The 26,520-nt window shown below is 42.8% G+C and carries 23 protein-coding genes and 1 tRNA gene; 14 read left to right on the top strand and 10 right to left on the bottom strand.

The features are described from left to right. Positions 1 to 19 precede the first annotated feature (19 nt). From upp to BLQ81_RS09560, 3 genes are read left to right on the top strand one after another with little or no spacing between them, the layout of a single operon-like run. Positions 20 to 661 (top strand): uracil phosphoribosyltransferase, encoded by a 642-nt coding sequence (gene upp, locus BLQ81_RS09570; RefSeq protein ID WP_092729725.1) that lies wholly within the window; start codon positions 20 to 22, stop codon positions 659 to 661. 7 nt (positions 662 to 668) lie between these two features. Continuing rightward, on the top strand, positions 669 to 1,607 hold the full coding sequence (locus tag BLQ81_RS09565; RefSeq protein WP_175454203.1) for a calcium/sodium antiporter: 939 nt from the start codon (positions 669 to 671) through the stop codon (positions 1,605 to 1,607). After that, positions 1,604 to 2,062 (top strand): hypothetical protein, encoded by a 459-nt coding sequence (locus BLQ81_RS09560; RefSeq protein WP_092729724.1) that lies wholly within the window; start codon positions 1,604 to 1,606, stop codon positions 2,060 to 2,062. The genes BLQ81_RS09565 and BLQ81_RS09560 overlap by 4 nt, the downstream gene beginning before the upstream one ends. On the opposite strand, the gene sdaAA is transcribed toward BLQ81_RS09560, so the two are convergent. Continuing rightward, positions 2,051 to 2,959: an L-serine ammonia-lyase, iron-sulfur-dependent, subunit alpha gene (gene sdaAA, locus BLQ81_RS09555; protein ID WP_092729723.1), complete on the bottom strand. Its 909-nt coding sequence runs from the start codon at positions 2,957 to 2,959 to the stop codon at positions 2,051 to 2,053. The genes BLQ81_RS09560 and sdaAA overlap by 12 nt on opposite strands. Before the next feature lie 51 nt (positions 2,960 to 3,010). Continuing rightward, the gene (locus tag BLQ81_RS09550; protein WP_092729722.1) at positions 3,011 to 3,415 is read right to left on the bottom strand and encodes an OsmC family protein; all 405 of its coding nucleotides are present in this window, start codon (positions 3,413 to 3,415) and stop codon (positions 3,011 to 3,013) included. 70 nt (positions 3,416 to 3,485) lie between these two features. Between BLQ81_RS09550 and BLQ81_RS09545 the strand changes: the two genes are divergently transcribed. Together BLQ81_RS09545 and lipA are read left to right on the top strand one after the other, a co-directional pair. After that, a complete protein-coding gene (locus tag BLQ81_RS09545; protein ID WP_092729721.1) occupies positions 3,486 to 4,214 on the top strand; it encodes a hypothetical protein in 729 nt (242 codons plus the stop codon). Positions 4,215 to 4,269: 55 nt separating this feature from the next. Continuing rightward, complete coding sequence (gene lipA / locus BLQ81_RS09540; protein ID WP_092729720.1) at positions 4,270 to 5,148, top strand: lipoyl synthase; 879 nt, start codon at positions 4,270 to 4,272, stop codon at positions 5,146 to 5,148. A gap of 54 nt (positions 5,149 to 5,202) precedes the next feature. On the opposite strand, the gene gcvP is transcribed toward lipA, so the two are convergent. Next, complete coding sequence (gene gcvP / locus BLQ81_RS09535; RefSeq protein WP_092729719.1) at positions 5,203 to 8,097, bottom strand: aminomethyl-transferring glycine dehydrogenase; 2,895 nt, start codon at positions 8,095 to 8,097, stop codon at positions 5,203 to 5,205. 190 nt (positions 8,098 to 8,287) lie between these two features. Here gcvP and BLQ81_RS09530 point away from each other — a divergent pair, with 190 nt between their 5' ends. Then, complete coding sequence (locus BLQ81_RS09530) at positions 8,288 to 9,784, top strand: M28 family metallopeptidase (protein ID WP_092729718.1); 1,497 nt, start codon at positions 8,288 to 8,290, stop codon at positions 9,782 to 9,784. A 28-nt stretch (positions 9,785 to 9,812) separates the two neighbouring features. Here BLQ81_RS09530 and BLQ81_RS09525 read toward each other — a convergent pair whose 3' ends face one another. After that, on the bottom strand, positions 9,813 to 11,171 hold the full coding sequence (locus BLQ81_RS09525; RefSeq protein WP_092729717.1) for a DEAD/DEAH box helicase: 1,359 nt from the start codon (positions 11,169 to 11,171) through the stop codon (positions 9,813 to 9,815). Between the two features lie 47 nt (positions 11,172 to 11,218). On the opposite strand from BLQ81_RS09525, the gene BLQ81_RS09520 reads away from it, so the two are divergent. From BLQ81_RS09520 to BLQ81_RS09500, 5 genes are all read left to right on the top strand, one after another. Then, positions 11,219 to 12,562 carry a dihydroorotase gene (locus BLQ81_RS09520; RefSeq protein WP_092729759.1) on the top strand — a complete coding sequence of 448 codons (1,344 nt, stop codon included), beginning with the start codon at positions 11,219 to 11,221 and terminating at the stop codon, positions 12,560 to 12,562. Positions 12,563 to 12,639: 77 nt separating this feature from the next. After that, a tRNA-His gene (locus BLQ81_RS09515) sits at positions 12,640 to 12,715 on the top strand. Between the two features lie 344 nt (positions 12,716 to 13,059). Then, positions 13,060 to 14,976, top strand: a complete 1,917-nt coding sequence (locus BLQ81_RS09510; protein WP_092729716.1) for an amylo-alpha-1,6-glucosidase — start codon at positions 13,060 to 13,062, stop codon at positions 14,974 to 14,976. A gap of 12 nt (positions 14,977 to 14,988) precedes the next feature. Then, complete coding sequence (locus tag BLQ81_RS09505) at positions 14,989 to 16,278, top strand: glycosyltransferase family 4 protein (RefSeq protein WP_092729715.1); 1,290 nt, start codon at positions 14,989 to 14,991, stop codon at positions 16,276 to 16,278. Beyond that, positions 16,275 to 17,483 carry a glycoside hydrolase family 57 protein gene (locus BLQ81_RS09500; RefSeq protein ID WP_092729714.1) on the top strand — a complete coding sequence of 403 codons (1,209 nt, stop codon included), beginning with the start codon at positions 16,275 to 16,277 and terminating at the stop codon, positions 17,481 to 17,483. The genes BLQ81_RS09505 and BLQ81_RS09500 overlap by 4 nt, the downstream gene beginning before the upstream one ends. 273 nt (positions 17,484 to 17,756) lie before the next feature. Here the strand turns inward: BLQ81_RS09500 and BLQ81_RS09495 are convergent, their stop codons facing one another. The 5 genes from BLQ81_RS09495 to BLQ81_RS09475 all read right to left on the bottom strand — a co-directional run bounded on the left by BLQ81_RS09495 (position 17,757) and on the right by BLQ81_RS09475 (position 23,318). After that, complete coding sequence (locus BLQ81_RS09495; protein ID WP_092729713.1) at positions 17,757 to 19,652, bottom strand: outer membrane protein assembly factor BamB family protein; 1,896 nt, start codon at positions 19,650 to 19,652, stop codon at positions 17,757 to 17,759. Between the two features lie 126 nt (positions 19,653 to 19,778). Beyond that, positions 19,779 to 20,600 carry a 3-methyl-2-oxobutanoate hydroxymethyltransferase gene (panB, locus tag BLQ81_RS09490; protein ID WP_092729712.1) on the bottom strand — a complete coding sequence of 274 codons (822 nt, stop codon included), beginning with the start codon at positions 20,598 to 20,600 and terminating at the stop codon, positions 19,779 to 19,781. A 4-nt stretch (positions 20,601 to 20,604) separates the two neighbouring features. After that, positions 20,605 to 21,096 (bottom strand): phosphoribosyltransferase family protein, encoded by a 492-nt coding sequence (locus BLQ81_RS09485; RefSeq protein WP_092729711.1) that lies wholly within the window; start codon positions 21,094 to 21,096, stop codon positions 20,605 to 20,607. A gap of 54 nt (positions 21,097 to 21,150) precedes the next feature. Beyond that, entirely contained in the window at positions 21,151 to 22,074 is a 924-nt protein-coding gene (rsgA, locus tag BLQ81_RS09480; RefSeq protein WP_092729710.1) for a ribosome small subunit-dependent GTPase A, read from the bottom strand. A gap of 17 nt (positions 22,075 to 22,091) precedes the next feature. Next, positions 22,092 to 23,318 carry a 3-deoxy-D-manno-octulosonic acid transferase gene (locus BLQ81_RS09475; protein ID WP_092729709.1) on the bottom strand — a complete coding sequence of 409 codons (1,227 nt, stop codon included), beginning with the start codon at positions 23,316 to 23,318 and terminating at the stop codon, positions 22,092 to 22,094. 185 nt (positions 23,319 to 23,503) lie between these two features. Between BLQ81_RS09475 and BLQ81_RS09470 the strand changes: the two genes are divergently transcribed. Genes BLQ81_RS09470 through BLQ81_RS09460 form a run of 3 tightly spaced genes read left to right on the top strand, consistent with a single transcriptional unit; the run spans position 23,504 to position 25,360 of the window. Continuing rightward, positions 23,504 to 23,989, top strand: coding sequence for a low molecular weight protein-tyrosine-phosphatase (locus BLQ81_RS09470; protein ID WP_092729708.1), 486 nt, complete (start codon positions 23,504 to 23,506; stop codon positions 23,987 to 23,989). Then, entirely contained in the window at positions 23,982 to 24,854 is an 873-nt protein-coding gene (locus BLQ81_RS09465; RefSeq protein WP_092729707.1) for a fructosamine kinase family protein, read from the top strand. The genes BLQ81_RS09470 and BLQ81_RS09465 overlap by 8 nt, the downstream gene beginning before the upstream one ends. Further along, positions 24,854 to 25,360 (top strand): GNAT family N-acetyltransferase, encoded by a 507-nt coding sequence (locus BLQ81_RS09460; protein ID WP_092729706.1) that lies wholly within the window; start codon positions 24,854 to 24,856, stop codon positions 25,358 to 25,360. The genes BLQ81_RS09465 and BLQ81_RS09460 overlap by 1 nt, the downstream gene beginning before the upstream one ends. Here BLQ81_RS09460 and BLQ81_RS09455 read toward each other — a convergent pair. Continuing rightward, entirely contained in the window at positions 25,357 to 26,460 is a 1,104-nt protein-coding gene (locus BLQ81_RS09455; RefSeq protein WP_092729705.1) for a Gfo/Idh/MocA family protein, read from the bottom strand. The genes BLQ81_RS09460 and BLQ81_RS09455 overlap by 4 nt on opposite strands. Positions 26,461 to 26,520 lie beyond the last annotated feature (60 nt).

Raw genomic sequence — 26,520 nt, 5'->3', positions numbered from 1 at the left:
AAGTATTTATACTAATACCATGTTTGTTTTAGAAGAAATCAACTCAATTGGAAATCAATTTATTGCTGAACTTCGTGACATTACGATTCAAAGAGATAGATTAAGATTTCGGAAAAATCTAGAAAGAATCGGAGAAATTTTGGCCTATGAAATTTCAAAATCCTTCCCCTACCAAGAAAAGGAGATTCAGACACCATTGGCTAATACAAAAATAAAAACGCCAAGTATTGACCCTGTCATCTTTGCAGTTCTTCGGGCTTCGATCCCCTTTTACCAAGGATTCTTAAATTTTTTCGACAGAGCTGAAAGTGGATTTATAGGGGCTTTTCGAGAGGAAGGATCGAATGAGGTGGCAATAAACTTAGGCTATCACGCAAGCCCAAATCTTGAGGGTAAAACGGTGATCTTAGCAGACCCAATGCTGGCGACAGGTAAATCTTTTGTTCGCTCCATCGAAACAATTTTGACCCATGGCACTCCTGAGATTATTCATATTGTGGCAATTATTGCCTCCCCAGAAGGTGTAAAGTACATAAAGGAAAACGTAAAAGTTCCTTATAAATTATGGCTTGGAGCCTTGGATCTATCTCTGAATGAAAAGTTCTACATCGTCCCAGGACTTGGCGATGCCGGAGATCTTGCATTCGGAGAAAAAATCTAAGGCGATGATCATTTATTTTTTTCTAGCCATAGGATTACTGATCCTCCTCCTTGGCGGGAAGCTTTTGGTAGATGGTGCCTCTTCCATTGCTTTAAAGTTAGGGATGAGTGCAGGTTTAATTGGATTAACTGTGGTTGCTTTTGGCACCTCAGCTCCCGAGCTTTTGGTTAGTATAAATGCTTCACTTAAGGGTAATAGCGACATTTCTATTGGGAATGTCGTAGGCTCAAATATTTCTAATATCGCACTGGTTTTAGGTTTAAGCAGTTTATTCTACCCGATCCTTATTCGCCAAACCCACATTCGATTTGACTATAGCATGATGCTATTAGTTACCTTAATTTTTTATACCCTAAGCCTAGATCTCATTATTTCAGTTTGGGAAGGAATTTCCCTGTTTATTTCCTTCATAGCTTTCAATGCCTACCTATTAAGGAATCTGGGGAAGGGAATTGAGAAAAGCCAAGAGAGTAATCCTGAAGAATTTGGCCCTGTGGGAAATTACACCTGGGCAGCTTCCATCGGTCTACTTGTAGGAGGGACCATCGGCTTATACTTTGGTTCAGAGCTCTTGGTGGATAATGCTATACTTATATCAAGACAATTTGGAGTTTCAGAACGAGTAATCGGGGTGACAATCGTTGCTATTGGCACTAGTCTGCCAGAACTCATCACATCTATTATCGCAGCTTTATCAAAGCGAACGGATCTTGCATTAGGAAACATCCTTGGAAGTAATATTATGAATATTCTTTCGATCATTGGAATCACGGCGATTATAAATCCGATCAATATTTCCGAGGCTTTTATCCAATCCGACTATCTGTGGATGATTGGAATCTCTTTACTTCTTTTTCTTTTGATGAGAAGAAAAATGCGAATTTCGCAATTTGAAGGATCAATACTCCTTTTGAGCTATTTCGCATATTTGTATTTTCTCTTATGAGTGAATCTCTAATTACATTCTTCGGCATATATTTTCTTTGTCTATTTAAATTTGTGGCAGGACCAATCCTCGGTTCAGCAGCAGGTTATGGATTTTGGAAAATAATGCTGGTGAGCGTTTCAGGAATGATGACCAGCGTTTTCTTGTTTACCTTAATTGGAACAAGATTTAAAAAATTTCTTGCTCTTCGAATCAAAAGGAAAAAGATCGTTTTTAGTAAAAGGTCAAGATCAATTGTGACGCTTTGGAAAAAATATGGCGAAATCGGTATTGCATTTGCAACACCGATATTATTAACTCCAATAGGTGGGACTTTGATATTAGTTTCTTTTGGGACTAAAAAGCGAAACATCTACTTTCATATGCTGTGGAGCGCAATATTTTGGGCATTTATTTTCAGTCTTACCATTGAGCAAATACTTCAAATTCCATTTTTTATTCGATTACTCGGGTAAATTTTCGTCAGGCAAGATCTCAATATCCTGAATCAAAACCCGCTTGGATATTTCTTGACCCGTCAATGTAGCAGCTAATCCACCCATAGCTGTTTCTTTATATCTGCTTTCCATTGATGCTCCAATCTCTCCCATAGCCTCAATGCATTCGTCAACCGGAATCACAGCATTCACATTGGCTAAAGCGATTTGCGCCGAACTGAATGCTATCGCTGCTGCACTTGCATTTCTTACAACGCAAGGCACTTCCACAAGACCAGCAACTGGATCACAAACTAACCCGAGCATGCACTGAATAGTAATGGCAACTGCATTAAAAACATGATCAATTGTCCCACCCAAACAGTAAACAATCCCTCCTGACGCCATGGCTGCTGCTGAACCAGTTTCTGCCTGACAGCCACCTACCGCTCCTGCAAGACTCGCTTTTTCTTCGATGATCAAGGCAATTCCAGCACCAACCAAAAGCCCTTCCAATATTTTTGAGTCACTCAAGCCATGAATTTCCTGTAAGGTGACAAGTGTTCCCGGAAGTATGCCTGAAGCACCTGCAGTTGGCGCCGCAACCACTCTTCCCATACAGGAATTAACTTCTTTGGCTGCCAGAGCCCTGGAAATCAATTTTTGAAATTCGGGAGAAAGTACCGCTAGGGGATGATTGAATACTTTTTTTGCTCCATTATTGATCATCCCTGATCTTGATGACATTTCATCTTCCAGTCCTGTTTTAACTGCGTCTTTCATGACTGAATAGGCGTGTTGGAGTCCGGTCCAAATTCTTTCTTCAGAAGAATTCTTTTGTTCAACCTCATATTCAATCACTGATTGAACTAAGCTGACATTTTGGCTTTCACAGTATTCTTTCCAGCCTTTGAAACTTTCAAAGAGATAACACATCATTAATTGGGTTTATAGACTTACAAAGAACCGAAAAAGAATTCGATTCGCTTAGAACTTGAAGTTTATTGTCTGCTTAATGGCCGGATCAAGGCTAAGCGCTACAGGACAAGTTCGCGCAGCATTCTTAAGTTTTTGTATAAAAACAGAATCATCAATGGGATTGTCCCACTCAAAATCCACAACTATTTCTTGAATCTTTCGAGGAGAGGCTTGCATGATCTTCGTTACTTGCCAGGTCAGACCATTCAGAGAAACACCTTCCCTATCTGCTACTATACCCATAATTGTCACCATACAACTCCCCAAAGCACTGGCAACCAGATCAGTCGGAGAAAAGGCTTCACCTTTCCCGTTGTTATCGATAGGCGCATCGGTAAGGAGCTGAGTACCGGACTGAAGGTGCTCCGACTGGGTTCTCAAATTCCCTAAATATGAACTTTTAATAGTGGGCATAAACTCTTACTTTTAAAATACAGTTAAACACTTATAACCAAAAATAGAGCAATATTTTCGACCCACTCGAATGAGCAAGCTGAAATTAATCTTACCCGTATTTTTCTTCTTCATATCCCTGACCGCTTTTCCTCAAAGAGAGGATGTGGGAAATTATGAATATGATAAGGAATACCTGTTTGGTGTTAATAAAAACACAAATGGAGGCCTTATTGGAGGAATTGTTTTCAAAGCAGGAACTCGAATAGACGATTCACAATTTTCATTTTGGGGGATTGAATTGTCTAACGTAAAAAGCCAAAAAGAAGCCAGATACAATCCGGTTCTAGGCAATAGCTACATTTTCGGAAAATCAAACTATCTCTACGCGATAAGACCTCATTACGGGCGTGAAATAGTGCTTTTTAAAAAAGCACCAAACCAAGGCGTTCAAGTAAGTGCTTTAGCTGCTGCGGGCCCTACTATTGGCTTGATTGCTCCTTATTTTATTGAATACGCAGTCAGCAGAGTCCAAACTGTCACTGAACAATATAATCCGGAAGTCCATCAAAGCAGATTTAATATTTTGGGATCTGGAAGACTTTTTCAAGGGATTGGACAATCTGAAATTGCAGTTGGGGCTACCTTGAAAGCCGCACTTATGTTCGAGTTTGGAGTATTTAGAAGCAGCGCTACCGGATTGGAAGTCGGTTACATGCTAGAAGGCTATAACAAAGAAATACCTCTCATCCCTACTGCAGAAAACAACCAATTCTTTCAGTCTGCTTATTTTACCTTTTTCTACGGTTTCCGAAAATAAACCCAATTGGGTTTTTGAAATCTTCACAGTTACCTTTGTACCAAATCCGAAAGTAATGATTGAATTGCCAGTAATCTCAGAAGAAGCAACCCGCCGCAAAAAGCCAGATTGGCTACGGGTGAAGCTTCCCGTGGGAAAAGAATACGCCAAAGTCAGAAAATTAGTCGACGAACATAAACTTCACACCATCTGCGAAAGTGGGAATTGCCCTAATATGGGAGAATGCTGGGGAGCAGGCACAGCGACTTTCATGATTTTGGGAAATGTTTGTACGCGCTCTTGTTCATTTTGTGCTGTTGCTACGGGCAGACCGCCTGAATATGATACCGATGAGCCAAGAAGAGTAGCCGAAGCGATCAAATTAATGGGTGTAAAACATGCCGTCATCACCTCAGTAAATCGGGATGAATTAAAAGACAAGGGTGCTGAAATCTGGTATCAGACCGTAGTTCAGACCAAAGAACTTTCGCCAGAAACAACCATCGAAACGCTAATCCCTGATGTGAAATCAAATTGGGATGCACTTTATCGAATGATCAGTGGAGGACAAGAAGTGGTGTCTCACAACATGGAAACAGTCGGAAGTTTGTATCGAAGAGTTCGCCCACAGGCAAAATATGAGCGTTCCTTGGAACAGATCAAGTTGACAAAAGAATTTGGAAAACGGACAAAAACTGGGATCATGCTTGGTCTTGGGGAAAAAAAAGAAGAAGTCCTGACTGCTATGGACCATCTGGTTCAACATGGGTGTGATATTCTCACTCTGGGTCAATACCTGCAACCCACTAAAATGCACATAGAAGTCGCAGAGTTCATTCATCCTGATCTCTTTGCCGAATATCGGGAGGAAGGATTAAAAAGAGGTCTAAAATATGTGGAATCCGGACCTTTAGTTAGATCTTCCTATCATGCGGAGCGACATGTTAACATTTAAAACAAAAATGGCTGCCAATTGGCAGCCATTTTTGTTTTCATTCAACTTTTTTATTTAAGCTAGTTCAGTCTCAGTTGCATACTCTTCAACAGGAATACAGCTACAGACAAGATTCCTGTCGCCATATGCAGAATCAATCCTTCTTACTGTTGGCCAGAACTTTCCTTCCTTTACAAAGGCTATCGGGAATACCGCTTTTTCTCTGGAGTAAGGCATCGTCCATTCTCCTGTAAGCACCATTTTAGCCGTATGCGGAGCATTTTTCAACACATTTTCGACACGGTCAGCTTTTCCTTCCTCTATTTCGCGGATTTCTTCACGAATAGATAATAAAGCATCACAGAATTTATCCAATTCGGCTTTGGTCTCAGATTCGGTAGGTTCGATCATCAAAGTTCCTGCAACAGGGAAAGAAACTGTCGGTGCGTGATAGCCATAATCCATCAATCGCTTGGCAATATCTTCCACCTCTACTCCGACTTCTTTGAATGCTCTGCAATCCACGATCATCTCGTGCGCTGCGCGACCTTTGGAACCGGTATAAAGAATCGGATAATGTCCAGCTAGTCTTTCTTTGATGTAGTTCGCGTTTAAGATTGCCATTTTAGTAGCATTTGTCAATCCATCTCCACCCATCATCGCGATGTATGCGTAAGAGATCGGTAAAATACTAGCACTTCCGTATGGGGCAGATGAAATAGAGGAAACTGCAAGTTCTCCACCTGTTTTCACCAATGGATTTCCCGGAAGGAAGGGTGCCAAATGACTTGCGACACAGATTGGCCCCATACCTGGTCCACCTCCACCGTGAGGAATACAGAAGGTCTTGTGCAAATTCAAGTGACAAACGTCAGCTCCAATTCTACCCGGAGAAGTTAAGCCTACCTGCGCGTTCATATTTGCGCCATCCATATAAACTTGCCCGCCATACTGATGGATGGTCGCACAGATTTCCTGAATCGCTTCCTCAAAAACTCCATGTGTCGATGGATAAGTTACCATCAGGCAAGAAAGATCGTCCTTGTGCTCTGTAGCTTTTGATTTCAAGTCCTCGATATCAATATTTCCTTTTTCGTCACACTTCACCAAAACGACTTTCATCCCTGCCATCACGGCCGATGCAGGATTAGTTCCATGCGCTGATGTTGGGATCAAAGCCACATCTCTGTGTCCTTCTCCACGATTCATGTGAAACGCTCTAATTACCATCAAGCCTGCATATTCACCCTGTGCACCTGAGTTAGGCTGCAAAGAAGTGTCCGCAAAACCGGTGATTTCAGTCAGCCAAGTTCTCAGGTTGGTGAACAGCTCCTGATACCCCAAAGTCTGATCCATTGGAGCAAACGGGTGCAATTGACTAAATTCAGGCCAAGTCACCGGAATCATTTCAGCCGTTGCATTCAGTTTCATGGTACAAGAGCCCAATGAAATCATGGAATGAACAAGAGAAAGATCCTTATTTTCCAATCGCTTGATGTAGCGAAGCATCTCGTGCTCGCTGTGATAATTATTAAATACTGGGTGCGTCAGATAGTCGGATTTCCTAGCTAAAGCTGCCGGCAACTCCAACTGAAGCCCTTCTACTAGCTTATCCAAAGTCAGCGTATGCTTTCCTTCCTCTGTGGCAAAAATATTCACGATGGATTTTACATCCTCTAGTGACTTCGTTTCGTCAAAGGAGATGAAAATGGAATCAGCTTCGTATCTGAAATTTATATTTGCTCCCAAAGCCAGTCCACGAACTCGTTCTCTGGAAACTTCATTCATTTTGATCTGAATGGTATCGAAGAAGGCATGGTCCGCTACATTCAATCCAACCTTGCTCAATGCAGTGGCAGTCAACTTGGCCAAGCCATGTGCACGCAAAGCAATATTTTTCAGACCTTTTGGTCCGTGATAGACTGCATAGAAGCTGGCCATCACACTGAGGAGTACTTGTGCTGTACAGATATTTGAGGTCGCTTTTTCGCGCTTGATATGCTGTTCACGAGTTTGAAGTGCCATTCGATAAGCCTTGTTTCCGGCACGGTCGATGGACACGCCAATGATTCTACCCGGTATTTGCCTCTTGAATTCCTCTTTTGTAGCAAAAAACCCGGCATGCGGTCCACCATAGCCCATAGGGACTCCAAATCGCTGCGCAGAACCGACTACTACGTCTGCTCCCATTTCTCCGGGAGAAGTCAAAAGTGTCAAGGCTAGCAAATCAGAGGCAAAGGCTGTCAAAACTTTATTTTCTTTTGCGGCAGCTACAATTGATGAATAATCGGAAATTGCCCCATCTCCATTTGGATATTGGAACATCACCCCATACAATTCCGGATCTGTTAAATCCAAGGAAGAAATAGGGCCAAATACCAACTCAATCCCAATCGGCTCCGCTCTGGTCACCAAAAGTGCTTTGGTCTGAGGAAATACTTTCTCGTCTACAAAATAGCGGTTGGCATTTTTCTTTTCCCTAGGCTTCACCGCGTGAAGCATCGTCATCGCTTCAGCAGCAGCGGTCCCTTCGTCAAGAAGAGATGCGTTTGCCAATTCCATTCCTGTGAGTTCCATCACCACCGTCTGGAAATTGATCAATGCCTCCAATCGACCCTGAGCGATCTCAGCCTGATATGGTGTGTATGCGGTGTACCATCCTGGATTCTCCAGAACATTTCTTAAAATGACTCCAGGTACGATGGTGTCATAGTATCCCAATCCGATAAACGACTTGAAAACTTTATTTTTGGAAGCGAGCACCTTGAAGTCTGCCAGAAATTCAGATTCCAATTTTGCTTTTGGTAAGTCCAAAGGCCTAGTCAACTGAATCGATTCGGGAACAGTTTGGTTGATTAATTCCTCCAGAGAAGAGGCACCGATTTTCTCCAACATCTCCGCGATTTCCGCCTCTGTCGGGCCATTGTGTCTGCTCTCGAATTTGACAGCATTTGAAAGATTGATCTGCATAAAGAACGCTTAGGATTATGATGTATTTGGGTTTGAAACCATCCTGTTTTTACGATCGCAAAGGTACTATTTCTTAGAGGAAAAGGGTTTGCGGACGAAGAATAATTTACCACTAAACCTCCCTTCTTGACAAACGGTTTTTCCAAGGGTTAAAAATTTGTCTAGTTTAGCAGCCTAAATTTCAAACTGTATGCATAAAAAATTAATATTAAGCGGAGCAATAGCCTTAGGCTTGGCTTTTCCAACCCTTGCTCAAACTCCTGCACAGGTGAAATACGCCAATACAATCAGCGTAGAAGACCTTACCAAACACCTAACCTACCTCGCCTCCGACGAAATGCAAGGACGGGACACCGGTTCTGAAACAGGGAAACTTGCTGCACAATATTTGGCAGATTTTTATAAAAACATCGGTTTGACGGCTCCTGTAAATGGGAGCTACTTCCAGACTGTGCCTTTGGTAACTGCAAATTTCAGTAAAGTCACGCTACAAATCGGAAAATCTAAACTTGTCGAAAATCAGGATTTCGTCTTCACTGGTGATGGAAATATGGCCAAAGCTGCTAAAGCTGATTTGGTGTTCCTAGGCTTAGTCACAGACGAAAATCTGGCAAAAGTTAACGTCAAAGGTAAGCTTGTCGGCCTGTGGGCTGTGGGCGTCAGAAGCAATGATCTAGTAACCAAAGTAATGGACGCAGGTGCAGCCGGAATTGTGATTGTGACGATGGAAGGTCAAGCTAATTTTGACAGAATTGCAAATCGCTACAAGACCTTAGCCGGCAGAGGAAGAATTGGTTTTGATAAAGAAACTGTTCAGCGACCGATCTTCATGGTGAGCTCTGACAAAATGGGACAGCTTTTCAATACTCCTGTTGAAACCTTGAAAGAAGCTGCCAAGTCTACTCCTGAAACCATCGCTTCACAAAAAGCAACTTATCAAATCGTAAAAACCAAAACGCCTGTAGATGCAGTGAATGTAATGGGATATTTGGAGGGAACTGATAAAAAAGAGGAAGTATTGGTAATCTCTTCGCACTACGATCACGTAGGTGTGAGCTCAACGGGCGAAGTATTCAATGGTGCGGATGATGACGGTTCTGGAACCGTCTCTGTGATGGAAATTGCTGAGGCCTTTGCTCTTGCTGCAAAAGACGGGATGAAGCCAAGAAGAAGCATTCTTTTCCTCAATGTAACCGGTGAAGAAAAGGGACTTCTGGGCTCGGAGTATTATGTTGATTATCCTGTTTTCCCATTGGAAAACACAGTGAATAACATCAACATCGACATGGTCGGTCGGATCGACTACGAATACCAAAAAGAAGAAAACAAGGACTATGTCTACGTGATTGGCTCAGAGATGCTTTCTTCTCATCTGAAGAAAATCAATGAGTACAACAACATCACGTACACCAATTTGATCCTAGACTACCGATATGATGCGGAAGACGATCCAAACCGGTTCTACTACCGCTCGGATCATTACAACTTTGCAAAGCACAATATCCCGGTGATCTTCTTCTTCAACGGGGTACACGACGACTACCATCAAGTGACGGACACGGTTGACAAAATCGAATTCCCATTGATGACCAAGCGTGCACAGCTGATTTTCCACACGGCTTGGGATCTTGCCAACCGAGAGCAACGAACTCCAGTCGATGGTTCAAACACCAGAACTGACAGATAATAAAAATGGTCCCGATTGGGGCCATTTTTTATTTTCCTTTATTCTTTTGATTCTTTGTCTTCATCTGATTTCGATTCGGCTTTTTCACATGCTTCTTAGCGCGAACCTTTTCCCCTTTACCGATATTGACTTTGGGTGGAGCTTTTTTCTCATGGAATGCACCTTTGTAATCCAGATTATCGCGTTGCTTAAGCCGATCCAATTCCCGCTCGTAGCCCTGCTTTTCTTCAAAGGGTGTATCCGGTACATCCACTACTCCCGGGATTGGCAATAAATCCACGCGCATCCGAATGATATCCTCGATCCGGTCAAAATGATAGATTTCAGCCGGGTTAACAAAGGTGATTGCTTTGCCTTCCTGCTCTGCCCTTCCTGTGCGGCCAATTCTGTGGACGTAATCTTCATAGATCAGTGGGACATCGAAATTGATCACGTGGGAAACCATCGATACATCCAGGCCGCGTGAAGCCACATCCGTCGCTACCAGTATTCTGACTTCGCCTCCTTTGAAATCCTCCATGGAGTTGATCCGCGTATTTTGGCCTTTGTTGGCGTGAATGACACGAATCTCGCCCATGTGCTTTCGCTCCAAAAAGCTAAATACTGATTCGGCATTTTTTCGGCTACGGGTAAAAATGATGGCCCGATTGATTTCTTCGTTTGCAAGCAAATGCTCCAAGAGGTTGATCTTGGTTTTGATATTCGGCACATGATATTTGACTTGAAGGATGGTTTCGGCTGTAGTCGCAGACGGGGTCACTTCGACCCGCTCAGGAAATTCGAGAAACTCGGAAGCGAGATTTTCCACTCGCGCACTGAAGGTCGCAGAGAAAAGCAGATTCTGCCGTTTCGACGGAATTACTTCCAAAATAGACCGAATCTGGGGCATAAAGCCCATGTCCATGATTTTGTCCGCTTCATCCAAAACCATGGTTTTGATGTCTTTGGTATAAATAGTGCCCTTTCTATATAAATCCATGAATCTTCCAGGTGTAGAAATAATAATATCGACACCAGCCGTAATGTTTTCAATTTGGGTTTTCGGACCCAATCCTCCATAGAGGCTGACGATTCGTAGATCGGTATTCTGAGCCAATTGCTTGGCTACTTCTTCGATTTGCATCACCAGCTCGCGTGTGGGCGCGAGGATTATCCCTCTGGGATGAACACCTTGGGCATATTTTACTTTCATCAGAAGCGGAAGCACATAGGCAGCAGTCTTACCTGTACCGGTCTGTGCAATTCCAAGCACATCGTGACCAGCTAAGGCTAGGGGAATCGCTTTCTGCTGAATAGGTGTTGGTAGGATATAGCCTGCAGTTACCACAGCCTCGAGCAGTTGTTTATTTAGCTTAAATGCATCAAAACCTAGGGCCTCATCACTCATGTTAGTTTTTTTTGGAAAGAAATCGGTAATCGAAAATGAACGAAAAGATGAAAAGTATTCTAATCACCGGGGCAAATATAGTCAATGAAGGCCGGATTAGTCCGGGAGATGTTTTGGTAATGGATGGACGAATTGCCAAAATCGGATCCGACCTCAGTAAGGAGACTGCTGATATTCATATTGACGGCAGAGGAAAACATCTTTTCCCGTGTATAATCGATGACCAAGTTCACTTTCGGGAACCTGGGCTTACGCACAAGGGAGAAATCTACACCGAAGCCAAAGCAGGCGTGGCAGGCGGTGATACCTCCTATATGGAAATGCCAAACACAGTCCCACAGGCTGTAACGATTCAATTGTTGGAAGAAAAATACCCCCGCGCAAAGGAAGTTTCCCTTGCCAATTATTCTTTCTTTTTTGGTGGGACCAATGATAATTTGGATGAAACCCTGAAACTAGACCTCCACAAAGTCTGTGGGCTGAAAGCTTTTCAAGGCTCTTCGACAGCTAACATAGTGGTGGACAACATCGAATCTTTACAAGGAATTTTCAGCAATTACAAGGGACTTTTGGCAATCCATTCTGAAAATGACCATATCATAAAAGCTAATTTAGAGGAGTTTAAAGCCATCTATGGGGAGGACATCCCAGTAAAATTTCATCCAAAAATCCGATCAGAAGAGGCTTGCTATGACGCATCTAGTCGGGCAGTCGCTATGGCGAAGAAATACGGAACTAGGCTTCACATCCTGCATATCAGCACGGCCAAGGAATTGGAGTTATTTGACAATTCCATTCCTTTGGAAGAAAAGCGGGTCACTGCTGAGGCATGCATTCATCACATGTGGTTTTCTGAGGAAGACTATGCCACCAAAGGAAACCTGATCAAATGGAATCCGGCGATAAAATCGGCAAATGACCGGGATCAAATATTTCAAGCGATGCTGGATGACAGAATTGACGTAATAGCTACTGATCACGCACCACATACCTTGGAAGAAAAATCACAAATGTATACCAAAGCTCCCTCAGGTGGTCCTTTGAATCAACATAGCTTAGTGGCTATGCTGGATTTTTATCATCAGGGAAAAATTTCACTTGAAAAAATCGTCCAGAAGATGTCTCACAATGTCGCGACGCTTTTTCAAATCGAAGAAAGGGGCTTTATCCGAGAGGGGTATTTTGCAGATTTGGTTTTGTTCGATTTGAATTCACCTTGGACAGTGTCTAAAGAAAATATTTTATCCAAATGCGGCTGGTCGCCTTTTGAGGGCCATACATTCCGATCAAAAGTGTCTCATACGATCCTATCCGGACATTTAGCGTACGAAGAGGGAAGGTTTCACGAAGAAAAGAAAGGAGAAAGAATTACTTTTTTGAGAAATATTTAAATCTCGCCTTGCGCTAAGTGAGCTAAATTATTACTTTTGCAGACCGTTTGAGAATTCCACACACAAATGGTCAATATGGTGATTGTAGCTCAGCTGGTTAGAGCGCTGGTTTGTGGATCCAGAGGTCGCCGGTTCGAACCCGGTCTTTCACCCAAACCCCTCTTTTAGAGGGGTTTTGCTATATATAAGGGTGCGAGTTGGCACAAGATTTGACAAGCCTTAACCAAACTAAACCACGCTCAGATGTTTACATTGTTCAAATCCTCACCAAAATTTCCGGTGGTCAAACCGGTGAACATAAGATTAGTTCACAATTATTTTATCAAGTTTGAAGAATCACTGAAAAATTTCGAAGAAATTCAGCGGGAACTGATTCATTCTTAACGCTTCTCATTTTGGATTAGGAAAGGTTATGGAAACATAACCTTTTATTTTTTCTACATAATTTTTCTTATCAAATCAAAACTCTATTTTTAAATTCTTACAATTTTCCTCCTATGAGTTATATCCACTTTGATAAAACCCAATTAATCAATCTGAATTATTCTCTTGATCGAGAGATTATTCGGACGAATCGATCCGGCACCTACACCAGCACTACAATTATTGGATGTAACACCCGTAAGTACCACGGTTTGCTGGTAGTTCCACAACCACAGATCGATTCACAAAATCACGTCATGCTTTCAACAGTCCATGAGACAGTGATTCAGCATGGGGCAAGCTTTCACCTTGGGATCAGCAAATTTCCCGGAAACTATTTTCCACGGGGACATAAGTACCTTGAGGATTTTGATTCAGAGCCAATTCCCAAACTGACTTATCGAGTGGGTGGGGTCGTATTACAGAAAGAACTGATTCTGGATACCAATCGGGATCGCGTGATGATTCGATATACACTTTTGGATGCCCATTCGCCTACAAAAATCCAAATTCAGCCCTTTTTGGCTTTCCGCGGATACCATAGCTTATGTAAGGAAAATGAGGTTATCAATAAGGAATTTACAAAGGCTCCTAGTGGTGTAAAATTCCAATTATACCCCGAGTATGACCCGCTTTTCCTCCAAATTTCCAAGAAAAATGAATTTGTTTCCAAGCCTGACTGGTACCACAACGTTGAATACATTCAAGAAAGGGAGCGAGGATATGACTATCAGGAGGATCTATTTGTACCCGGCTATTTTGAGTTTGAAATAACAAAAGGCGAATCAGTCATCTTTTCTGCAGGGCTGACTGAGGCAGATCCAAAAACCCGAGAAAATGCCTTCCAAAAAGAAATCTCCCGGAGAATCCCAAGAAATAATTTTGAAAACTGTCTCAAAAATTCCGCAGGTCAATTTATCCGAAAAAGAGATGGCGACACAAGAATCATAGCCGGATACCCTTGGTTTGGCTGGTGGGGAAGAGACACCTTCATAGCGGCTCCGGGATTAACGCTATCAAATGGTGATACGGAGACGTTTCTTGACATAATGGATACCATGTCCAGAGATCTCAAAGGCCCCCTTTTTCCCAATATCGGAAGTGGCGATTTTACCAACATGACTTCCATAGATGCTCCGCTGTGGTTTTTTTGGACACTCCAGCAATATATTGTCTATACCGGAGACAAGAAGACGATCAAGGATCGCTACTTGGAAAAACTTCGAGGTATAATCGAAGGGTATAAAAAAGGAACTGCCTATGACATCCATATGATGGAAAATGGCCTTATTTGGGGAGGTCAGAAAGATGTAGCCCTGACTTGGATGGATGCGATCACTCCAGATGGTCCTGTCACCCCTCGTATCGGATGTCCTGTGGAAATTCAAGCCCTTTGGTACAACGCCCTTTTGTTTTTCCATGAATTGAGCGGAGAGGAACAATATGCCATTCTAGCAGCTCAGGTCAGAGATTCCTTTGATCGGGAGTTTTGGGATTGGGACAACGGCTATTTGGCGGACGTAGTAGATGGAGCGGAAAAAGATTGGTCTATCAGGCCCAATATGCTCTTTGCCACCTCGCTACCATACACGATGCTCAGCGAGGAAAAAAATGATATGATCCTAGAGATGGTTAAATCTAAACTATTGACGACTCGCGGACTTCGTTCACTTTCTCCCGATGACCCAGGGTACAAAGGCTACTACTTTGGTAATCAAATCAGTAGGGACAATGCCTACCACAATGGTACCGTATGGGCTTGGCTTTTAGGCCATTTTGTCGAAGGATACTTAAAACTTCATGGTAAGGCCGCTAAAAACTTTGTGCAAAAAATAATCAAGGGTTTTGATGGTGTAATGACCCAATATGGAATCGGAACAGTCGCAGAAATTTATGACGGTGATCCTCCTCATCGACCTAAAGGCTCTGTTTCCCAGGCGTGGAGTGTGGCAGAACTGCTCAGAATGATGGACTTAGTCAACAGAATATAAAATGACTTTTTTATGAAAGTTTTAATGTTTGGATGGGAATTCCCTCCTCATATTTCCGGGGGATTAGGCACTGCCTGTTATGGGTTGGTTAAAGGCATGAACCACCACAATCAGGAAGTGATATTTGTGGTGCCCAAACTTTGGGGCGATGAGGAACCCTTGGCGGACTTTGTCAATGCAAGTGCGGTGACAATCGATTACCGTGAAAAACGATTCAAGAAATTCTGGAAGAATCTAACCTATCTCGAGGTCAGCAGCTTTTTGGTTCCGTACCTGGGACCCGAACAATTCAAAAAATTCACTGACTACGCCATCCATGATCGGACGGATGTGGATGAAAGTATTTTCTCCAATAAATTTGAGTTTAGTGGAAAATATGGAAAAAACCTCATGGAGGAAGTTTCCCGTTATGCACTCGTTGCCGCTCAGATCGCCCGTGACAAAAATAACTTCGACATCATTCATGCACATGATTGGTTGGCATTCCCTGCGGGCATTGCCGCAAAAGAGATAAGTGGAAAACCACTGGTAGTGCATGTCCACGCTACAGAATACGATCGCTCAGGAGAAACTGTAAACCAGCCCGTCTACGACATCGAACGCGCTGGAATGCATGCCGCTGATCACATCGTAGCCGTGAGTCAGCTCACCAAAAACATCATCATTCGAAAATACGGAATCCCTGCCGGCAAAGTGACGGTCCTTCACAATGCGGTATTGGATGCCAGTATCATCAAGTCGGAATATGAGAAGAAAGTCCCGGAAAAAATTGTGACATTCTTAGGAAGAATCACCTTTCAAAAAGGCCCGGAATACTTCGTCGAAGCTGCAAAAATAGTCATCGATCGCGATCCGAATGTAAGATTTGTAATGGCTGGCAACGGAGACCTTTTAAATCGAATGATTGACCGGGTGGCTGAATTGAGAATGGCAACCAAGTTCCACTTTACCGGATTTTTAAAAGGTGATGACGTGGATCACATGTATGCGATTTCTGACGTCTACGTGATGCCTTCTGTATCGGAACCTTTCGGTATTGCCCCACTTGAAGCTGTACGTCATAATACACCGGTTATCATTTCCAAACAATCCGGTGTTGCTGAAGTACTCAGAAATGCCATCAAGGTGGATTTTTGGGATGTGGATTCAATGGCTGATGCCATTTTTGCACTGCTGCACTATGAGGGGATATCCAAAATGTTTAAGGAATTGGGAAGTGAAGAATTGAAAAAATTGAAATGGGAGCATGTGGCTGCCAAACTAGTTACTGTCTACGAAAAAACTTTAGCCGAACGATCATGAGAACCATCTGCTTTTATTTTCAGGTGCACCAGCCTTTTAGATTGAAACCTTATCGGTTTTTTGATATTGGAGAAGATCACCATTATTGGGATGACTACCTAAATCGAAATGTAATTCGTAAAGTAGCCCAAAAGTGCTATTTGCCAATGAATGCGTTACTTCTGGAACTCATCCACAAGTACAATGGAAAATTCAAAGTGGCATTTTCACTTTCCGGAACCTTCCTGGACCAAATGGAAGCTTATGCGCCGGAAGTTTTGGAGAGTTTTCAAAAGCTCGTGGCCACAGGACATGTAGAACTACTCAATGAAACCTACACGCACGCCCTGGCTGCATTGAAAAGTAAAGAAGAATTTACAAGTTTGGTGAAAAAGCACCAAGATCGAATCAAGGAACTTTTCAACGGATACACTCCTAAAGTTTTTAGAAATACCGAATTGATCTATTCAGATCAGATCGGAGCAATGGTCGCTGAACTAGGATATGAGGCAGTTTTAACCGAAGGTGCTAAACACATTCTGGGCTGGAAGAGTCCGAATTATGTCTATTCCAATGCCATCGAGCCCAAACTAAAAGTCTTACTCAAAAACTTCCTGCTCTCCGATGACATCGCTTTTAGATTCAGCAATAAAACCTGGGCGGATTATCCTTTGACCACCGACAAATTCATCAATTGGATCAATGCCATTCCAAAGGAAGAACAAGTGGTCAATTTATTCATGGATTATGAGACTTTTGGGGAACACCAATGGGCAGAAACAGGAATTTTTGAATTCATGCGGTATTTACCGGAGGCCGTGCTGAATCATTCCAGCTTCACGTTTTCCACTCCTTCAGAGGTAGCAGCTGCAGTTCCCGCAGTAAGTAAAATTCATGTTCCGGTACCGATTTCTTGGGCTGATGAAGAACGGGATCTGACTGCATGGCTAGGAAATGATCTTCAAGATGAGGCATTTGACAGATTGTATGAAATGGAAAAATCGGTAAAGCAAATCGACGATCCTGAAATTCAACGGGACTGGGGATACCTGCAAACATCGGATCACTTTTACTACATGTGTACCAAATTCTTTTCAGATGGATCCGTTCACGAGTATTTCAGTCCTTATGACACTCCTTATGATGCATTTATCAACTACATGAATGTTTTGAGCGATTTTATGCTTCGTGTAAAGCAAAAAACCGAGGAGATGAAATGCCCATGATCCCGTACGTACGGGATCACATAGGGGAATGCCCCGAGCTATCGGGGCAGGGCATTCCATCTGACAACTGAAAAAAAATCATAAACAGATGAAATACCCATGTCGAAAGAGCGACACCCAGGAGCATGATTATCTGGGGGTATTCCATGTGGCAATTAAAAACCAAATTATAAACACATGAAATCTTAATTTCAAAAACCTCAATTTCAAAAAAATAAAAACAAAAAAATCCCAAAAACGGGATTTTTTTGTTTTACAATTAAATCACACAAATCAGAATACATATCCATAAACCTCCTTTTTGGTGGGTTTATAAAAAATCATTCCATTTTCGGGATCTGTGTCGTAAACAGGTTCTTTGTCGTTGAGGACAATCTTTCCCGTTTCCTTACCACTGACTTTATCCACCTTGACCAGCCCGACCCCTCCGCCTACGTCAGTCAAAACGAAGGAATAAATCCCTTTCGATGAGGAGGCTTTAAAACGCTGATTGGCTACTTGACCAAAAGCCCCGGACATGTCTTCAAAAAATTCGCGCTGAATACCGTATTGTCTGCTAGCCATGCTTTGATATCCCATCGGACCGGTACTTGCACCTTCTGCATACGCATTGGCTGCTGCCATTGCTACCATGGCCACCTGCATTGTGCGCATAGCAATTCTACCTGCTAGGCTGATCTTTGGCGAAGCCCAATGCTGCTGAAACTGCACCCGACCGCTTTCATCGAACCCGAGCATGTTTTGGCTGGAAGACAAGACAAAATTAGACCCTGTAAACTCCAAGTTATCCGGGGTTTCCTTCTCATTGAAATCCACTTTGCCGATGATCTCTTTTTTCTCTCCGTTCACTAGATTAACATGAAACACTTTGCCATCTGCATAAAATATTTCTGAATCCAATGCCGACTTGGCTCTGAGTATACCGGGACCTTTGATCATGTCTTTATTACCCCACTTGAGATTGCCGTCAAAATCAATCAATCCGATACTCCCTTCCTCATTCTGATACATGATTCCTGCACCTGTCATTTGGTCGATTTGGATTCCTTTGATTTTTTGGGACCACTTTTCAGCTCCTGTGTTCTTATCCAAGACGGTCAAATACTTTCCTTTTTCACCCACAGCGATTCCACGATCCCTACCCAAATCCACCACTATCCCAGAAAGCTTTTTGGCTGTCCATTTGGTATTGCCAGATTCTGCCTCCATTAGGGTGAAATTCTTTTCGTCAGCGACGATTACGCCAAAATTCTCAGCTTTAAGCATCGGTGCATCTTTGGTAGATAGCGGTTTCTCCCACAGAACCTTACCACTTGTCAACTCCACAGCAGACACAACCCCCTGATTCCCCTTTTTCTGATAAAAATACCCTTCTGTCAATCGGATATTGGCATCAAATGCCTCGAAATTATTTTTCTTGTCTGCGACCTCAAATGTCCAAACAGGTTCTCCTGTTTTTGCATTGATCTTAGCAGAAGTTTTTTCACCAATGAATAGGAGATTGTTATCACTTGTCACAATGGGAAGGAAAATCGAAGAAAATTGATCACTTTCCCATGCCACTTTTCCACTTTCCAAATCAATGAATTTAGTGATTTGGGCATAAGGCTTCCCGGCTTTGTACATGTCCACAAAACTTGCCGTAAGAAGCACACCCTTGAGTTCAGAAATATACCCCGAACCGTCATAATTGAACGTAGCCTGTTCGGGCCCGATGATTTTCACCACTGGCATTCCAGCCATTTTAGGATTAATGACCAACTCGCCGGTACGAATGTTGATCACTACAAAATTTTTCACCATTATGTTGTCCGTATACTTGACCATGGCAAAATCTGAGACTTTGGGATCATTGGGATCTTCCAAAACCTGAATCAAATCCGCTGTGTACCCGACCTTTTTACCGTCAGGCCCCTTGAGCGCTTTGGCGGAATTGTAAAGGTCAACATTCGACCAGAGGAGTTGGCCACTTGAAGCATCTACTCCATGAAGCCCCCAATCGGAACTTCCGACCAAAAGAATCTTGTTTGGGGTATACTTTGTCCATTCGACTCCTTTTTCCAGGCTTAGTTTCCATGCTGGCTCCTGTGCGTAACTTTCTAATCCTGTCGCCCATGCCAATAGCATAAACAGGAAAAATTTTGGGGTGTTTTGTGTTAGCTTTTTCATGATTATATGGATTTTAACCAAAGCTATCGACTACCCTATCGGTGGGAAATACGCCATTTGTCGTATTTAATTGGCATAAAAAAAGCACCTCCGGAGACGTGCTTTAATAAGGATTATATATTTCGATCAATAACTCTCCGATTCGGTCGGGAAGTCTCTTGCTTTCACGTCCGAAATGTAACGCTTAAATGCATCCATCATCACCCCTTGCAAATCGGCATATTGCCTCAGAAATCGAGGCTTGAATTCCTGTGTAATCCCCAGCATGTCATGCATCACCAAAACCTGTCCGTCCACATCTCCGCCTGCACCAATTCCGATGACAGGAATACTTACCGTTTCAGCTACTTTTTTCGCCAAAGTGGCTGGGATTTTTTCCAAAACCAGGGCATAACAACCGCACTCCTCTAAGGTCTTGGCATCCTCCAAAAGCTTTTGGGCTTCAGCTTCCTCCTTGGCTCGCACGGTATAAGTACCAAACTTATATATCGACTGCGGAGTCAGGCCCAAATGCCCCATTACCGGTACACCGGCACTAAGAATTCGCAACACAGACTCCCTAATTTCGGATCCTCCTTCTACTTTGACAGAATGTGCACCGGATTCTTTCATGATTCGGATCGCAGACCGCAAAGCTTCGGAGCTATTCCCCTGATAATTCCCAAAGGGAATATCCACCACCACAAAAGCACGCTTCACCGCTCGCACAACCGCGGAAGCATGGTAAATCATTTGATCCAAAGTGATGGGCAGTGTGGTCTCATGTCCCGCCATTACATTGGATGCAGAATCCCCCACCAAAATGATGTCAATTCCTGCCTCATCCACAATTTTGGCCATGGAGTAATCGTAGGCCGTGAGCATGGAGATTTTTTCACCTCTTTGCTTCATTTCCTGAAGTGTATGGGTGGTGATTCTCTTGATATTCGCAGAGGAATGTACAGACATGATATTAGTGAAGCTGAACAGAATGTTGATTACCTGAGACATCTACCAGGATGTGCTCGTTGAGTGTGGTGGAAAGTTCGTAGCCGGTATAGTCAGGCCTCAAGGGGAAAAGTCCGTGACTTCGGTTGACTAGGACTGCAATTTCCATTTTGAGGATTTCCTGATCCAAAAAAGGCTTCATTGCATAAACCAATGTTTTTCCGGTGTTCAGGACATCATCCACCAAAATGATCGTTTTATTTATCAAATCAAGCTTTTTAGAAAGCTCTACCTCAGATTTAGAGACTTCTTTTTTATCCAAAATGACTTCTACCACTTCCACATCGATTGGTGAAATTCGCTTCAGCTCTTCAGCTAGTAAGGTTGCCATGCTCATGCCCATTCCTGTAATCCCGGCAAATACAACTCCGGCCGAATTGACATTGCGCTCATAAATCTCGAAGGCCATCCGGGTGATTTTTTGCCCGACTTGCTTATGGTTGAGTACTTCGCTCATAGGATAATTTTGAAAAATGAAAATTAGGCCAAATTGCCATGGATTCAAAGCCTGTCAACGATGACTATCCTCCTCATGCAGAATATTCACATAGCTTTGGTAGCGATAGGGATGAATGAATCCCTCGTCAAGCTTTTTCAGCACGACACATCCCGGCTCATTGATATGGGTGCAATTGTTGTATTTACATTGTCCCAAAAACTTCCGCAACTCCGGAAAATAATGGGAAAGCTCATTGTCTTCCACATCCAAAATCCCGAACTCCTTGATCCCGGGTGTATCAATCAAATCTCCTCCCTCAGGTATGGCAAAAAGTTCTGCAAAAGTCGTCGTATGAACCCCCTTGGCACTGAATCCTGAAATTTCTTTGGTGCTCTGTTTTGCTTCGGGTACCAAAGCATTTAAAAGTGTCGACTTTCCAACTCCCGAATGACCGGAAATCAAACTTGATTTACCTTGGATCAGGGGTAAAAATTTTTCTTTCAACCCCGCCTCTTTCAAAGCTGAAACTTCGAGCACAGGATAACCCAAGGGTTCATAGATCTCATGAATATCTTGTAGCCACTCCTCTTCCTCCTCCCCTTCCAACTGATCCATTTTGTTCACCACCAGGATCGCAGGAATTCGGAAGCTCTCCGTACTCACCAAAAACCGATCTATAAAGCCCAAAGAAGTGCGTGGCTTCTTCATCGTGATGACTAAAATCGCCTGGTCCAGATTACTGGCAATAATGTGTGAAAAATGCTGCTTCCGGGTGGATTTCCGGATCACATAATTTTCCCGGGGCAGAATCTCCGAAATCACGGCAGTCTCTTGGTTTGCCTCGCGCTCCAACTCGACCCAATCACCCACCGCAATCGGATTGGTCAACTTGAGTTCATCCTGCTTAAATTTACCTTTCAACCGAGCCGAGATCACCTTTTCCTCCACTTGGACGATGTACCAGCTCCCTGTCGACTTGATAACTCTTCCCCTCATATTTTTGAAATCAAAGGCTAAATTTTTTCAATAATCCGATCTGCCGCGCCAAGGTTCGATTTTACCCATTTTTGAGCTGAATAAACTGCTTTTTCATAAAAATCGAGATCCTCCAACATTTTAAATTGCTCAAAAAGCTCTTTTTCATTGCTCACTGAAAAGCCACAGCCTTCCAGTTCGCTTTGTCCAGCCTCTGGAAATTTCGAAGCTTTTTTAACTTTCCCAAAAATTACCGGAACCTCAAAACCCAGAGGCTCTAGAATGTTATGTAGCCCTTTTCCAAACGCCCCACCGACATAGGCCACTCTGGCAAATTGGTACAGTGAAGACAGCATCCCGATATTGTCAATAAAAAGGACAGCATTCGAATCAGATAATTTCCAAACTGAATATTTTTTTGACTCCAACTGAATCCGAGTTGCCCAACGATCCATGACCGCGTCACTCAAGTCATGAGGGGCAATAATCCACCTGTAATTTGGGCGGGAATTAATCAGGGGAATCAGGAGATCCATATCCTCTTCCCAAGCCGATCCGATCACTATGACCGGTTTCTCAGCTATCCAAGCATTAATGTCTGGAAGAGATTTAGGAGAAGATGCGGTAGCGGCGACCCGGTCAAAGCGGGTATCCCCGGCAATACTTGCATGAGTGAACCCAATCGACCTTAATAGCTGGATACTTTTTTCATTTTGAGTAAAAATCCAGTCCATTGCAAAGAGATTCTGCCGAAAAAAAGCTCCCAAAATTCCAAAAAAAGATTGATCCTCCCTTAAGCTTGCCGCAATCAAATACACTGGGATTTGTCTTTTTTTCAAAGCCTGGATGTGGTGAAACCAAAGATCGTATTTGACAAAAAAAACGAGTTCAGGCCTCAAAAGATCAACAAATTGCTCCGCAAAACTTTTTCGGTCAAGCGGCAAATAGGTGATGAAGTCAACATTCGGTTGGATTTTTTTAACCACATGATCAAAACCTGAAGGACTGAAAAAACTTACAGCAATTGCCAGTTCGGGCCGTTTCATTTTTAATTTACCGATTACAGGTCGGGCCTGTTCGAATTCCCCCAAAGAAGCCACATGAAACCAGGCAATAGGTCCAGAATAAGAGACCCGAAACTTTTTAAGTTTTTCCGATACAGATTTTCTTCCTTCCAAAAAATGATTCAGCTTTGCAGAAAATGGGCTGAAAAGATTCAAAATCCCCGTGACCAAAAATAAAACGAAGCGGTAAATCAAATTCATCCCTCAAAAATAACCATTCAATTACAAATCCTCATTTTTTCTTAAAAAGGAAGGATGGATTAAAGAACGAATGAAAAAAAATGAATAAAATTGAAATTGCGCTTATGCATTTACTCTTAAAATAAGTAATTTCAAGACTATCTTTTTTTAGAAATCCAACCTTTGGTAAAAGTTGATTTATTAAAATGATCAAAGTTCTATTCGTCTGTTTAGGCAATATTTGTCGTTCCCCGCTTGCTGAGGCTATTTTTAACCAAAAGACTCAAGCGTTAGGATTATCACATCAATTTCAGTCTGACAGCGCAGGGACATCCGACTTTCATATTGGAGAACTCCCCGACGAACGGTCGATTAAATGTGCTCAACAAAAAGGTCTTAAAATCAATCACAGAGGGAGACAAGTCAATCGAACTGATTTTAGGGATTTTGACTATATCATCGCCATGGATGACAATAATCTGCGTAACCTCAACAACCTGAAGATCCGGTACAATTTCTCCGATAAGACGATTTACTTGATGCGTGATTTTGTAGTAGGCTGGGAAGGATTGTCTGTCCCGGATCCTTATTATGGTGGAGAAGAGGGGTTTGAGGAGATTTATCAAATTCTGAATCAATCTATCGATGAGTTTCTTACCAAGATCAAAGAGGTTCACCAGATCTATGCTTGATCAGCATGAAATCTACCAAAAAGTAATTTTTGAAACGTTGGGCCCAATGGCCCAGTTGAATTCCGCCGTTTTAATTGCTGCCGGAAATCAAAATCAGGGGATTAAGTTAGACACCTCAGAAGGCACTTTTTTCCTCAAACTTAATTTCAATCACGAGCGAGACATTTTTGCAAAGGAATCTGAAGGACTTCAAAAGTTACGAAAGGCCACCTTTCTAAAAGTACCTCAAACCTATGGATACGGCCAAGTTGAAGATTACAATTATCTGCTTTCAGAATTTATACCAACATCCAGGCCGCAGTTGGATTATTGGGAAGATTTGGGATTGGGACTTGCCCAATTACACCTGACCCACAGCAAACAGTTTGGGTTAGAATCTGACAATTTCATCGCATCATTGCACCAAAAAAACGATCATCATGACAATTGGCCGGATTTTTTTATCAAACAAAGATTAGAGCCCATGCTTGGAAAAGCATATTTTGACAGGCTGATTCCACTGGATTTTCTGAAAAAATTCCAAACTATTTACTCAAAAATGAATTCTATTCTCCCCAAAGAAAAGCCCTCCTTACTTCATGGAGATCTTTGGTCGGGAAATGTGATTTGCGATCAGGAAGGAAAGCCTTGTCTGATCGATCCGGCGGTTTACTTTGGACATCGGGAAATGGATTTGGCCTTTTCGAAGTTGTTTGGAGGTTTTGACTCGCGGTTTTATGAAGCCTACGAATCAATTATCCCTTTGGAACCTGATTTCGAAAGCCGAATCGGGATCTACAATCTGTACCCCTTACTGGTTCATTTAAACCTTTTTGGGGTTGCTTATCTCCCGGGAATTGAAAAAATCATCAAGCACTTCCAATAATGTCTTTTTTGATCAGAATCTATCAGGAAAATGATGCGCCGGCACTTCTGGACATTATCAACGATTCCATCCTGAATACAGCACACAACTATGACTATGAACCCAAATCGCTGGGAGAAATCACCAGTCTTTTTGGGGTGAAAATCCAAGAGGGGTTCCCAATTTTAGTTGGCGAAGTAAATGGAGAAGTTGTTGGCTATGCGACTTTTGGAAAGTTCCGCGCCAAACCCGGATACAACAAAACCATTGAGCACTCCATTTATTTGAATAAAAAAGCCCAGGGCAAAAGCTTGGGCTCTGAAATGATGCGACAGTTGATTCAAATCGCAAGCGACAAAGATTATCACGTGATGATCGCTGGAATGGATTCGGAAAATTCAGGTAGCTATCGATTTCATGCAAGATTTGGATTCAAGGAGGTCGCTCGGATGCCGGAAGTAGGTTTCAAGTTTGGGAAATGGCAAACTTTGGTGTTCATGCAATTGACTTTGGAACAGAAACTTTAAGCAAGCCTAATCTTTTTCCCGGTTTTCACCGCCTCATAAATCGCATCTACAATCACCAAGTCCTTCAAACCCTCTTCTCCATCTACGGGAATCAATGGCTTTTTCCCATCTAAAATGATCGCTGCCATTTCGTCCATCTGAGTGGTCTGGTGAGTCACATGTTCGGCTTCGATTGGGCCTTTATTCGTCCAGGCTTTGATTGGCCCGTAACCTGTGGATGGCTGCATTTCGGCAAAACCTTTGGTCCCATTCAGGTAAAACTTATCCAGATTATTCAGCGCATAAGTGGAAAGACAGGAAGCCACTGCTCCCGAGGGGAATCCCATCTGGAATGTAATCGTCTCATCCACGCCTTCCTTGAATTTGACCGGATCGGTTTTTACTTCCTGAGCAGTCACCCAGATCGGCTCCTCACCCAGCATGTAGCGCGCACCGTTGATGGAATAGATTCCAATATCCATCATCGACCCTCCCCCGGCTAGCTCATAATTTAATCTCCATTGCGTAGGATCACCGATGATAAATCCGCTCAGTCCCTGAAAAAACAAAGTTTTACCAAATTCTCCGGCACGCTGCTGACGCACCACTTCCATGGTTTTAGCCTCAAAGTGCATTCGATAGCCAACCAACAAATGAACTCCTGCAGTCTTGCACGCAGCTACCATTTCCCGACCTTCGGCCTCATTGAGGGCCATGGGTTTTTCGCAGATCACATGCTTACCTGCCTTGGCTACGCGAATGGAATAAGGTTTATGCAAAGAGTTAGGCGTAATCACATAGACTGCATCGATGTCTGGATTATTTTTGATCTGATCGAAATTCTCATAATTGTAGCAATTTTTGTCTGGGATGCCATATTTCTGCTTCCAAGTCTCGACTTTAGAGGGTGTGCCACTGATCAGGCCGACTAATTTTGCCCGTTTGGAATTCACCATCGCTTCAGCCACTCTGCTACCATAGCTACCCAGTCCCATGATGGCCACTCGGAGAATTTTATCGTCTTTTTGAGATTCCATAGCAGCTAGTGTTTGTGATAAGGGGAGACTTAAGGCCAAGCCAGAGAGCCCAGCTCTGCGAAGAAATATTCTTCTTGAGTTCATAGTGTTTAAGAGGTTTTGGGTTTGATTTCCTCAAGATAGAAATTTCATTTGGGAAAAGGC

It is taken from the genome of Algoriphagus alkaliphilus (assembly GCF_900103735.1).
In the GTDB taxonomy this organism is placed as follows: Bacteria; Bacteroidota; Bacteroidia; order Cytophagales; family Cyclobacteriaceae; genus Algoriphagus; species Algoriphagus alkaliphilus.
This window is presented reverse-complemented; position numbering and strand designations above follow the sequence as displayed.

What these genes read in the sequence shown, in the direction of transcription:
- upp (WP_092729725.1), top strand. Translation starts at nt 20, where the DNA reads ATGTTTGTTTTAGAAGAAATCAACTCAATTGGAAATCAATTTATTGCT.
- BLQ81_RS09560 (WP_092729724.1), top strand. Translation starts at nt 1,604, where the DNA reads ATGAGTGAATCTCTAATTACATTCTTCGGCATATATTTTCTTTGTCTA.
- sdaAA (WP_092729723.1), bottom strand. Translation starts at nt 2,959, where the DNA reads ATGTGTTATCTCTTTGAAAGTTTCAAAGGCTGGAAAGAATACTGTGAA.
- BLQ81_RS09550 (WP_092729722.1), bottom strand. Translation starts at nt 3,415, where the DNA reads ATGCCCACTATTAAAAGTTCATATTTAGGGAATTTGAGAACCCAGTCG.
- BLQ81_RS09545 (WP_092729721.1), top strand. Translation starts at nt 3,486, where the DNA reads ATGAGCAAGCTGAAATTAATCTTACCCGTATTTTTCTTCTTCATATCC.
- lipA (WP_092729720.1), top strand. Translation starts at nt 4,270, where the DNA reads ATGATTGAATTGCCAGTAATCTCAGAAGAAGCAACCCGCCGCAAAAAG.
- gcvP (WP_092729719.1), bottom strand. Translation starts at nt 8,097, where the DNA reads ATGCAGATCAATCTTTCAAATGCTGTCAAATTCGAGAGCAGACACAAT.
- BLQ81_RS09530 (WP_092729718.1), top strand. Translation starts at nt 8,288, where the DNA reads ATGCATAAAAAATTAATATTAAGCGGAGCAATAGCCTTAGGCTTGGCT.
- BLQ81_RS09525 (WP_092729717.1), bottom strand. Translation starts at nt 11,171, where the DNA reads ATGAGTGATGAGGCCCTAGGTTTTGATGCATTTAAGCTAAATAAACAA.
- BLQ81_RS09520 (WP_092729759.1), top strand. Translation starts at nt 11,219, where the DNA reads ATGAAAAGTATTCTAATCACCGGGGCAAATATAGTCAATGAAGGCCGG.
- BLQ81_RS09510 (WP_092729716.1), top strand. Translation starts at nt 13,060, where the DNA reads ATGAGTTATATCCACTTTGATAAAACCCAATTAATCAATCTGAATTAT.
- BLQ81_RS09505 (WP_092729715.1), top strand. Translation starts at nt 14,989, where the DNA reads ATGAAAGTTTTAATGTTTGGATGGGAATTCCCTCCTCATATTTCCGGG.
- BLQ81_RS09500 (WP_092729714.1), top strand. Translation starts at nt 16,275, where the DNA reads ATGAGAACCATCTGCTTTTATTTTCAGGTGCACCAGCCTTTTAGATTG.
- BLQ81_RS09495 (WP_092729713.1), bottom strand. Translation starts at nt 19,652, where the DNA reads ATGAAAAAGCTAACACAAAACACCCCAAAATTTTTCCTGTTTATGCTA.
- panB (WP_092729712.1), bottom strand. Translation starts at nt 20,600, where the DNA reads ATGTCTGTACATTCCTCTGCGAATATCAAGAGAATCACCACCCATACA.
- BLQ81_RS09485 (WP_092729711.1), bottom strand. Translation starts at nt 21,096, where the DNA reads ATGAGCGAAGTACTCAACCATAAGCAAGTCGGGCAAAAAATCACCCGG.
- rsgA (WP_092729710.1), bottom strand. Translation starts at nt 22,074, where the DNA reads ATGAGGGGAAGAGTTATCAAGTCGACAGGGAGCTGGTACATCGTCCAA.
- BLQ81_RS09475 (WP_092729709.1), bottom strand. Translation starts at nt 23,318, where the DNA reads ATGAATTTGATTTACCGCTTCGTTTTATTTTTGGTCACGGGGATTTTG.
- BLQ81_RS09470 (WP_092729708.1), top strand. Translation starts at nt 23,504, where the DNA reads ATGATCAAAGTTCTATTCGTCTGTTTAGGCAATATTTGTCGTTCCCCG.
- BLQ81_RS09465 (WP_092729707.1), top strand. Translation starts at nt 23,982, where the DNA reads ATGCTTGATCAGCATGAAATCTACCAAAAAGTAATTTTTGAAACGTTG.
- BLQ81_RS09460 (WP_092729706.1), top strand. Translation starts at nt 24,854, where the DNA reads ATGTCTTTTTTGATCAGAATCTATCAGGAAAATGATGCGCCGGCACTT.
- BLQ81_RS09455 (WP_092729705.1), bottom strand. Translation starts at nt 26,460, where the DNA reads ATGAACTCAAGAAGAATATTTCTTCGCAGAGCTGGGCTCTCTGGCTTG.